Genomic DNA, 11,073 nt, shown 5'->3' on the forward strand with positions numbered 1-11,073 from the left:
ACCGCCTCGGCATCGCCGCGCTCGGCTGCGGCCTCGAGGGCCTCGCACTGCCGGGCGAAGTCTTCGGCGCCAACCGTTCGGGCTCCTCCCTTCAGGCGGTGTGCCTCCCGCCGCAGCACGTCGGCGTCGTTGGATTGTGCCACCGAGTGAAGGTGGTCGAGGGCCTCGTCGGCACTGGTGACGAACTGCTCGACCAGGTCTCGAACGAACGGGTCCTCGGGCCCATCGGCGCCGACGTCGCGACTGAGTTGATCCAGAACCGAGAAGGACAGTGCGCCCTGCCCCACCGCACCGTCGCCCCCGGCCTGTATTTCGACGGGTGCTGTTGCAGGAGCCGTTGAGGCCATGATCGGCCGGATGTCGTCCAGGCGGATCGGCTTGGCAAGGTAGGCGTCCATGCCGGCGTCGAGGCAGCGTTCGCGCGTACCTTCCATCGCTCCTGCCGTGAGTGCCACGATCCGCGGCTGGTCGACTTCGAACAGGGAGCGGATCCGACGCGTCGCTTCAAGACCATCGAGTTCCGGCATCTGGAGGTCCATGAAGACGAGGTCGTACGCCTGCCGCTTCAACGCATCAATCGCCTCCAGGCCGTTCGACACCAGATCGGGGCGGTAGCCGAGACGGCCCAGCATCTGCTCCATCACACGCTGGTTAACGGCGTTGTCCTCGACGACGAGCACCCGGAGGGGTTGCCGGGGTTCGTTCGCAACCTCATTGCTCTCCCCGCTCGATGCATCCACCGCATCCTCGCCCCCGATCGTCTGGGCGATGACCCGTGCCAGTCGAGACGGCCGAAGAGGCTTCCGAAGAATCCGGCCGGCCTCGAAGCCGTCATTCTGAGCGTTCAGCGGCAGCAGAACCAGGACCGGCGTCGCGCTTGCGGCCAGCATACGCACGGTCGCGGAAACGCTCGTGTCCGTGGCATCGTCCGTCGCCGGTGGGTCGAAGACGACGAGGTCGACCGCGTCTCCGGATGTGAGCCGGGCAAAGGCATCCGGCGCGGAGGCCACACGATCCACGTTCGACGCCCACTGGGTCAGCCACCGCTCGGCCGAATCGATGGTCGCGGAGTCCTCGCCGACGAGTAGAATCCGGCGTCCGGCAATGGCCTGCTGCGCCTCGGTCGCCGGTGCGTCCGATACGGCCCCGGCGTCCACGGCTTCCGTCGCGATCGAGGCGGTGAAGACCGACCCTTCGCCGGGCGTGCTCTCCACCGTGACGGTGCCCCCCATGCTCTGACTGAGCTTCCGCGAGATGGCGAGTCCGAGTCCCGTGCCCCCGAACTGCCGGGTCATTGACGCGTCCGCCTGGGTGAAGACATCGAACAGGCGGTCGCTCTTCTCCTGCTCAATGCCGATCCCGGTGTCGCGAACGTCGAACCCGAGATACAGGGCGTCGGGATCGGACGGGCGGACGACTGGGGCGTTGCTCTCGTCCTGCGATGCAGCACGCTCGTTCGCGGCAACCTCATCGGGCGAGAGGACCCGGACGTGAACGGTCACCTCGCCGTCCGGCGTAAACTTGACGGCATTCGACACCAGATTCAACAGCACCTGCCGGAGCCGCGCCGGATCGGTTCGAACGTGCCGGGGCACATCGGGCTCGAGCGTAAAGGCAAGGTCCAGGTTCTTCTCCGCCGCCTGCGGGGCAACGAGGTCGAGCACGTCTTCCACGGCCTGCTGGACCGAGATCGGCTGCAGATCCAGCTCCAACCGTCCGGCCTCGATTTTCGAAAAATCCAGAACGTCGTTGATCAGCGTGAGGAGCGTATCTCCGCTCGTCCGAACCGTCTCCACGTACTGCTCCTGCTGCTCATTCAGGTCGGTTTCCAGTAGAAGACTCGTCATCCCGATCACGCCGTTCATCGGGGTGCGAATCTCGTGACTGACGTTCGCGAGGAAGGAGGACTTCGCCTGACTGGCCGCCTCCGCCTCCTGCTTGGCCTGACGCAACTCCGTTTCGACCGCACGGCGCTGGAGCGCATTCGAGATCGCGTCGCTCAGCACGCGGAGCACCATCACCGTGTCGGTGTCCCAGTCGGTGTTCTTTCGCACGGCATCGAAGCCGACGAAGCCGATGAGACGATCCTCCCGGGTCATCGGCACGACGACCAGCGATTGCACATCCTGCGCTTCGAGAATCTCCTGCTCGACCGAGGCCTCCTCCGGCATGTCGGCCACCGACGGGACAATCAACGGCTTCTGGGTCCGGATCTGCTCGATCCACCACGGCAACGCCTCGACCGGAAGGTCCTGCAGGTTTTCTTTCTCCGGAGCAATTCCTTCCGCACACCACTCGTGCGTATTTCGGAGGGTGCCTGCTTCCTCGTCGAGCAAGAATACGTAGCTCCGGTCGACCTCAACGAAGGAGCCGACCGTTCCGAGAGACGACTCGATCACGCGGTCGAGCTCGTCACCCGGCGTCTTGATAAAGTTCGTGGAGACGTCGACGATAATGCGTTCCAGGTTCAGGCGGTGCTCCAGCTGGTGGCGGATCCGCCGTTCCTCCGTCACATCCTGGTACCGCCAGAGGTGACCCAGATAGGTGCCGTCGTCGAGCCGGACGGGAATGAAGTCGCACAGCAGGTGCCGCCCATCCTTCATCCGAACCGGCATCGCCACGACGCGCTCGCGATCCTCGATGCATCGTTCGATCGACTCGATGAACCACTCCGGGTCTTCGTACAGATCCTTCGCTTCCTCGGCGGCCTGCGCACAGTCGAGGCCGATCAAGGCCTCTGGCGGCGCCGGGATCGAGAGCATATCACAGAATGCCTGATTCACGAAGAGCAGCTCACGATCCTGATTTTCGAGCAGAATCGCGTCCTGCAGGTTCTGAATCAGCGTGAAGAGCCGGGACTCGGCCCGCTTGCGCTCCGCAATCTCGCTCTGGAGCTGCTGGTGGGCGCGTCCCCCGCGGAGGGTGTGGCAGAGCTTCTTGAAGACGTCGTCGAACTGCCGGAGCTCGCGGTGATCGAACGGCGCCCTCCGGCTGCTGTCGTGGAGCTCGATGAATCCCTCCTCGCTCAGGTACACGGCGGCAATTGCGCCGGAAGAGATAGGCCGGTCGGTGGTCAACCGATCGAAGGAGGGGTCGGACGCATGGACGGAAACGTACCCCTGATCGTTGATCGCCTGAACGAGCGGGTGGTCGTCGGGCGTGTGGGACGGGGTGGCTATCGTCGTCGTTGTGTGGAGCGGAAGAAAGTCGCCACCGCCGGTGGCCGCCCAGATGACGACGGAATCCAGGCCCTTGTGCGCCTTCAGGGCATTGGCGAAGTCGCGCGCGTTTGCCTGCGGATCGAGCGAGCGCCCCAGCGTGAGGGACAGCTCGTACAGGGTTGCGATGTCTTCAACAGAGGGGGTCGGTGCTCCCATGGCTGCGCGGCACGGACGCCGGAAAGAAAGGAGGGGCATGCTTGTGGCACCGAGGCATCGTCCCCGTGCCGGCGTCAGCTACAGCAGCAGGTCGCGGGTCAGGCGTCCTGCTCGCGGTGCGAGAGAGATGCGGCGAGATAGCTATTGTTTAGCCATTCAAGGCTGCCGTATCCCATCGAGCCAATCTCACCAAGGGTGAGCACGCCGGCCGTTCGGGAGGCAGAATCGGTCCACGTATCGTCGGATAGGTCAAGCTCCGTGCCATGCTCATCCGGCGAGACGGACGAGCGAGACGCGCAGCAGGCCACGAACACGGGAGGCGTCGATGTGCCGTCTTCCACCATGCGGCGCGCCTGGCGGGCAGCGTCCTCCAGGGTTTCCTGATGCCCTTCCATCAGATGCAGGAGCGCGTGACGGGGAACCGGGCCGGAGCATCGGATGCCGCCGGTTTCGGTGACGGATCGAGGGATGCGAACGACGTCTTCGTCCCTCGACCGAACGAGCCCGAAAGGGCTGGATATGCCGTCAAGCGCTAAAGAGGTGCGATCCGGCGCGGCCCCGGTCCGTTCTTTCACCGCACGCTGGTAGACCTCGAACGCGGGCTCCCAGTTGAGATGCTCGATGACGTTACCGCGGGTGCGCGTGGCCACGAGGGGGTCTCCGGAGCGTGTCCATCCGTGGCGTGCACAGACGGTCGATGAGGCATTCACCGGAACCAGCACGGCAATGCCACTCTGCGCCCGGCCTCTGGCGATGAGGCAAGGCGCACCCGGTGCATCGAGACGACCCGCACCGCCCCCGACGAACGAGCAGGTAGACCCGAAACGGTCGTTCAACATCTCCATCAGGCGACCCGTGTGCTCCGCCGTTCCATCGGCAAACACCATCAGCGTGGGACGATCCTCCGCCTCGGTCATGCGGCGAACCAGGTCGTCGCCGACGGCCGGCTCCGCGAGATCCACGACTTGAGGCGCTGCCAGGGCCGGGACGTGCAGCACAAGAGCGCCACCCCGGTGAACCCGGCTTTCGTTGATGATTCCGGGAAACAGGCCAACGACGTGCTCGGGGACGTCGCCCAGGTCTGCATACGCAGCGAAGTCGCCGGCATGCTCGGCCCCCATGAGTACGACCGCTACGTGTCCCGACCGGGCATCCGAGCGCAGGCGGTCCGCGACCCGTTCCGGTGTCGGTTCGTCAATCATCACGGCGTCCACGGAAGGCGTCACGCTGCAAGAGCAGGTGTTCATGTTGGGCAGGATCGTAGCCGGTCGAAGGGGAAGGATGGAGCAACGAACAGGGGTAACGTCGGCGATGACGTGCCTGCCCCTGCCACTTTTTCGACGAACCCCCGATATTTTTCGACGAATGCTCGGGAGGCTTCGGCCAGCGGCCCGGCTAAGAAGACGTGTCGGCCGACGGGTCCGGCAGGCGCGCCGCCGCGGTGCCCTCTCGCTCCGTTCCGAGCTCGCGGATCCAGCGGTCGCGTCCGCCGGACGCGCTTGGATGCCCCTCGTAGCCCCCGAAGATACCGTCGAGCCGCCAGGCCTCTTCGACGACGATGCCGCGCCAGTTACCGTCTACCTGGAGCGGCCCGCGGACGATGACGTGGCCGGCCGTGAGCACGTGCTCGTAGGCGGCCCACACCTTCGGGTAGACGATGCACTGGATAAAGCCCGTCTCATCTTCGATGGTGAGAAACGTCACGCCCGAGGCGGTCGAGGGGCGCTGGCGCAGGATGGCGAGGCCGGCGACCGTCAGTCGCGGCGGCGGCCCAGACGGGTTGAGCGGCACGTAGCGGCCGAAGCGGAAGCATGTGTCGACGGTCCGGATCTCCAGGTCCTGCAGCGTTCGGCGGGCGAGCGTCATGGGGTGCCGGCGGGCGGCCGCGTGCGTCTGCAGATCCCAGCTCAGCCGCTCGGACGCCTCCAGGTCCGGCAGGTAGGGCACGTCGTCTTCCGCGATGACCGGCTGGTCGAACAGGGTGCGCTCCATCTGCCGGCCGGGCTCGCCGAGCCGCTGGTGCAGAACGCCCACCTCCCAGAGCGCGCCGCGGCTGGACCCGGCGATACGGTCGAGGGCCCCGGCGCGGGACAGGCTCCGGAACGCGTCGATGTCCATCGCGACCCGCGTGTACAGATCCTCCACCGACTCGAACGGCCCGTCCAGGCGCGCCCACACGATCTCCTGGGCGTCCTCCGGCGAGACGTGCTTGACGCTGGCAAGCGGCTTGCGGATGGCCCAGCCGGTATCGGCATCGTCGCACGGCTCCAGGTCGAATCGTACCCCCGACCGGTGAACGTCGGGCCCGTGAATCACCACCCCGAACCGGCGGGCCTCCTCCTCCAGCGTCATCTGACTGTACATGCCCGGGCGGTGCTGCATCAACGCGGCAAAGAACGGCGCCGGGTGGTGCGCCTTCAGGTAGGCCGACTGGTACACCGTCTGCGCAAAGGCTGCGGCATGGCTCCGGCAGAAGCCGTACCCGACGAACCCTGCGACCTTGTCAAACACCTTGTGGGCGGTCTCCTCCGTTGCCCCGTTCTCCATCGCCCCGGCCACAAATCGCTGGCGCATGTCCTCCATCTCGCCGGGATCCCGGAACGACGACATCAGCCGCCGAAACTTGTCGGCGTCCTCCAGCGGCATGTTCGCAAACTGGTGTGCGACCTCCAGCACCTGCTCCTGAAAGAGGATGATGCCGTAGGTGTCGTGGAGAATCGGGCGAAGCGAGGGATGGTCGTAGGTAACCTTCTCCTGCCCGCGCCGGCGACGCACGAAGGGGTCGACCATGTTGCCCTGGAGCGGACCGGGACGGAACAGCGCGATCTCGGTGATCAGATCCCCGAACGTTTCCGGCTGATGCTTGGCGAGCAGGTGCATCTGGCCCTGCGACTCGATCTGGAAAAGGCCGACCGTCTTGCCGGTTCGGACCAGGTTGAAGGTCTGCACGTCGTCGAGCGGCAGATCGTCGAGTGGCAGGTCGGTCTCGGCATTCTCGCCCTGGTGGCGGCGCATGAGGTCGGTCGCCTCACTGAGCGTAGCCAGCATGCGCAGCCCGAGCACGTCGAACTTGACGAGCCCGAGGGCTTCGACGTCGTGTTTGTCGAATTGCACGACCCGCACGCCATTGGCGGACCGCTGCACGGGCGTGTAGTGCGCGAGCGGAGTGCGGGAGAGCACCATGCCGCCGCTGTGGAGGCCGAGGTGACGGGGGCATCCGTCCAGCGCTGCCGTCATTTCCAGCAGGGTATCGACCAGCGGCGCATCGCCGAGGGTGCGGCGGATTCGTTCGCTGAAGTCCGACACGTAGGCCGCGCCCCGCCCCGGCACCTGCGCCGTGAGGTCGTCGATCAGGTCGAGCGGCCAGCCGAGGGCTTTCGCCGTTTCGCGGAGGGCCGAGCGAAGGCGGTACGTGACGAGCGTTGCCGTCATCGCCGTCTGCTCGACCCCAAAGCGTTCCTCCATCCACCGGATCACCTCGTCGCGGCGGTCGGAGTCAAAGTCAACGTCGATGTCGGGCGTCCCCTTCCGGCCACGGTGCAGGAAGCGCTCGAACAGCAGGTTGTGCGCGATCGGGTCGACGGCGGTGATGCCCAGGAGGTAGGCGACGATGGAGTTGGCCGCGGAGCCCCGTCCTTTGCAGCGAATCCCGCGGGTGCGGGCCTCCTCTACGATCTCGCGGACGACCAGAAAGAACTCGTCCAGCCCGAGGTCGCGAATGGTGTGGAGTTCGTCGTTCATCCGCCGCCGGGCTTCGGCGCGGTTGCCCGGGGGGTAGCGGTCGTGGAGCGCGGTGCGGCAGCGTTGCCGCAGGTAGGCTTCCGGCGGCAGATCCGAATCGTAGCGAGCGGCCGGCGTCGTCAGCGCATCGGGGAGCAGGTCGACGCGACAGGCGCGGGCGATGTCCGTCCCCCGGTCCCAGGCGTCGGGGTAAGGGATGAGGCGGCGGGCGGCTGCTTCGTCGCGCAGCAGGGCTTCGGCGTTGCGGGGACGGGCGGGGTGGGCGTCGAACACCGTCACGCCCTCGCGGATGCAGGTGAGGAGGTCGTAGCGGCGGTGGTGGGCCCGGGTTGCATAACGTACGTCGCCGGTGGCCGCGAGCGGGACGCCGCTCGCCGTCGCGAGGCGGTCGAGGCGCTGCATCCGTTTTTTGTCGCCGGGACGAAGGTGGTTGCTGATCTCGATGGAGAGACGCTCCCCAAAGATGCGCTCGAGCGTTCGGATCCACCGCACCGCTCCGTTGTGGCGGCACGCGTCCACCAGCGCCCAGCATCGGCTGCCGTACGTACCGGTCAGGCAGAACAGGTCCTCCGCGTGCGTCGACAGGTCGCCCAGCGTGGCGAACGGTTGATCCCGATCCCGCAGATGCGCCGCCGTGAGGATCCGGCAGAGGTGCGAGTAGCCCTCTCGGGTGGCGGCGAGGAGCACGAGGGGAGCCGCGTTCTCCCCATCGTCTCCCTCCTCCGCGTCCCAGACCGGAGCTACGTCCACCTCCGCGCCGATGACCGGGTGGATGCCCTGCTCCCGGCACGCTTTCTGAAACCGGACCGCGCCGTAGACGCCGTGCCGGTCCGTCAGCGCCACCGCCGGTATCCCCAGCTCTGCCGCTCTCCGCGCCAGATCCTCCGGCGACGACCCGCCGTCCTGAAAGGAAAACCAGCTGCGCGTATGGAGGTGAGCAACAGGCAAAAGGTTCAGAGTTCAGGGTTCAGAGTTCAGCGGGGTACTACTCGGGTTCAGGGATCGACCCAATCACCCACAGACCTACACACATACAGACATCCACACCTCCCCACGTTCAAACTTTCACACTGCCAAACCTCCAGCCATTTCGACGTTCGCACTCGAAATTTCGCATTGCCTTTCAGTCCGCGACACGAGCGAGGATCCACCGGCCGTCGCTGCGAAAGACCTCCAGCACGCCGCGGTCGGTGTAGAGGCGGTAGTAGACGCGGCGGCTGAAGGCGGAGGCGTTCCACCACCGGGACTCCACCACCCAGCACTCGGCCATCGCCTCGACCCGGTAGTCCGTTCCGTTCCATCGCACGCGCTTCGGGACGTCGTTGCGGCACTGGACTTCGACCGGTACGAAAACGCGACGCATACGACAAGGGAAGGATCGGAGGACGGGGAGAAGCCCGAACGAAGGGAGTGGTACAACCTGGCCCCTCAGGCTGCGCGGACGGGGACGAAGTCGTACCGGTCTTCGTCGAAGATGGCGGCTGCATCCGTAACGACGCGCCGGACGGCCCCGGGGTATCGCTGTTCGACGGCTTCGACCGCCCTGCGCACACCGGGTCGCTCGTGGAAGAGGCGTCCCTGTCGCCCGGTCGGTGTGGCGAGTGCGCCCAGTTCGACCGACACCGCGGAGACCCGCATGCCGTCGTGCACCAGCGTATGGAGCAGCGTCGACGCCAGACCGGCCAGGTCCCCGGCATCCTCTTTGGGTTCGCGAAGCGTGCGAGCCGCGGTCTGCGTCGGCTCCCCGCGTTCCTCCAGCCGGATCGTGAGCCGCTGCGTGGTCCGCCGGTCGAGTCGCTGAGCCCCTTCCTCGACCAGCTCGGCGAGGACCGCCTCGATCCGTCCGGGCTCCTTGTGATCGTGCTCGAAGGTGTAGGCCTCCCGGATCGACGGCGGCGGCACGTACGCCGACACCGGCGGATCGTCGTCGTGCAGGAAGGCGTGGAGCCGGGCGCCGTCCTCTCCGAACTGCGCGGTGAGGTGACGCTTCGACAGCGAGCGAACGGCGTGCACGGTGTCGTAGCCGAAGAGGGCCAGTTGCTCGGCCAGGTCCGGCGACACAACGGTTTGCCCGAGGGCATCGACCGACAGGCGACGCAGAAAGCTCGTCACATTCTCGGCGTCGATCTGCAGCAGCTCTCCGCGGATGGCCTTTCCTGCCGCCAGTCGGGCCACGGCTCGCGACGGCGCCAGGGCCGCCCGCGCGCCGAGATCCTCGATCGCCCGGGCCAGATCGTCGCGACGGTGAGGACGAACGAAGGCGCGGCCCGGCTCCTCCGTCTCCACGTACGGGGTTGTGGCATTCAGCCGGGTCTCTACGTGCTGCCATGCAGCCGCCTCCAGCGCCGGGTCCCGGGGACGCACCGTCGCTTCGGGGCAGACCGTACGCACACGGGCGATCGTCATGCCCGTCTCCACGCCGGCCGACTGTGCCGCGACCGACGCAGCCGTCACACGCCCCGCCTCCACGACCACCAGATCGCCCAGCGCGTCCCGTCCTTCACATTCACGAATCGCCCACGCTCCCACATGGGGAATGCACACACACCCGACGTCCATACCCATCTGCCGTATCGATCAACCATGTTCTCCACAGGGACAGAATCTCACCCACCCCTCATATATCACACATGCATGTGTACAATATGAGTGCTGCGGGTTAGAATCAAACCACCCCGGCATGTGACATGCCGATCGTTACAGTTCTTCAGTGAGGGGGAAGGGGTGTGAGGTTTGGGGTTTGGGTTCGCAGGTATGCCTGTGTTTCTGTCCGAGCACCAGATTCCGGCCATAGCGCTCCCCTCATGGATTCACATGTCGTACCCCCCGGCCTTGCGCGGTCCGGCGCATCAGGCGGTGAAGCGAGGACGCGATTAGAATGAATCGTTGTCTGAGCCCGCCGTGCGGGCGAGTTCCGATTCATTCCGCGTCCGAACGGAAACGCCCGCCGGACCGCGGACCGCCGGGGCGCTTTTTTGCGTCTCGTTTTTTGGCGAGTCAAAAAATGAGACAGAGAGAGGACAGCTATCCCTATCCTTGGTGCCGGTTTTTGGCTTGACCCAAAAACCGGCAAAAAAAAGTCAAGGCCTGGGAGACCTTCGCCTGACGCTCGCTACGGCCCCGCTGAAATGCTCCAAGGCTCGACCTCTCAGCGACCCCTTTGCGGAGAGCATATTGTATCGCTTCGAGGTCTTCGCGGGGAGCATTTCCCGACGACCGTTTCCACCGATTCCGTAATTCGGAGGTGGTCGGTCGCGGGGCCTCCGCTCCCGTCCGAGCGGCGAACGTCTCCAAGGGCCGAAACGACGCTCAGACTGAGAACTTTATCTCCCTGAGCCAAGATTGCCGTACCCCCCGGCCTTGCGCGGTCCAGGGGTTGCGAAAGGGTGAGAGGGAGAAAGGGGGAGGGGGGTGAGGTTTGGGTGCTGGGTTCGCTGGTACACCTGTACGTCTGTCCCTGCTCGAGATTCGGGCGATGGCGCGGCATTCATGGATTCAGATGTTGTTCCCCTCGGCCTTGCGCGCTTCGTCGTCTTGAGCGACATGAGCATCGCGAGTTAGTGCCCGTGGTGCGCGAAGCCAGAGCCACGACATGAACAAATCCCTGTCTGAGCGAGCTGTGCTCGCGAGTCGCCAGGATGACCCTTCGGGCCCTTTGGAGTCGTTCCGCGACGCGAGCGCAGCGAGCTAGCACCGGATTGGTGTGGCGGAGGCGTAGTGCTAGACGAAGCGCGGTGGACGGGTCGTTTTTTTTGCGTCTCGTTTTTTGGCGAGTCAAAAAATGAGACAGGGAGAAAGGCCGCCGTGGACACGTGCGGCGCCTGCTCGGTGCACAGCGAGCCGCCAGCACCGACGAGATGCCGGATCGGGGTCCGGCATGACGAGGCGCGCACGGCGAAGGGAGGCATCTACCCCTTCCGTTGGTGCCGGTTTTTTGCTTGACCAAAAAACCGGC

The 11,073-nt window shown here is 65.8% G+C and carries 5 protein-coding genes; all 5 read right to left on the bottom strand.

Features of this window, described 5'->3' with window-relative positions:
* Positions 1-3,377: response regulator (locus ACFCU0_RS06010; RefSeq protein WP_434972760.1), on the bottom strand; the 3,377-nt coding region annotated here is incomplete at its 3' end.
* Positions 3,378-3,475: 98 nt separating this feature from the next.
* On the bottom strand, positions 3,476-4,624 hold the full coding sequence (locus ACFCU0_RS06015) for an FIST signal transduction protein (RefSeq protein ID WP_434972761.1): 1,149 nt from the start codon (positions 4,622-4,624) through the stop codon (positions 3,476-3,478).
* A gap of 148 nt (positions 4,625-4,772) precedes the next feature.
* Complete coding sequence (locus ACFCU0_RS06020; protein WP_434972762.1) at positions 4,773-8,066, bottom strand: DNA polymerase III subunit alpha; 3,294 nt, start codon at positions 8,064-8,066, stop codon at positions 4,773-4,775.
* 175 nt (positions 8,067-8,241) lie between these two features.
* Positions 8,242-8,481, bottom strand: coding sequence for a hypothetical protein (locus ACFCU0_RS06025; protein ID WP_434972763.1), 240 nt, complete (start codon positions 8,479-8,481; stop codon positions 8,242-8,244).
* Positions 8,482-8,546: 65 nt separating this feature from the next.
* Positions 8,547-9,677: a DNA polymerase Y family protein gene (locus ACFCU0_RS06030; RefSeq protein ID WP_434972764.1), complete on the bottom strand. Its 1,131-nt coding sequence runs from the start codon at positions 9,675-9,677 to the stop codon at positions 8,547-8,549.
* Between the last annotated feature and the right edge of the window lie 1,396 nt (positions 9,678-11,073).

It is taken from the genome of Longibacter sp., assembly GCF_051155795.1.
Taxonomy (GTDB): domain Bacteria; phylum Bacteroidota; class Rhodothermia; order Rhodothermales; family Salinibacteraceae; genus Longibacter.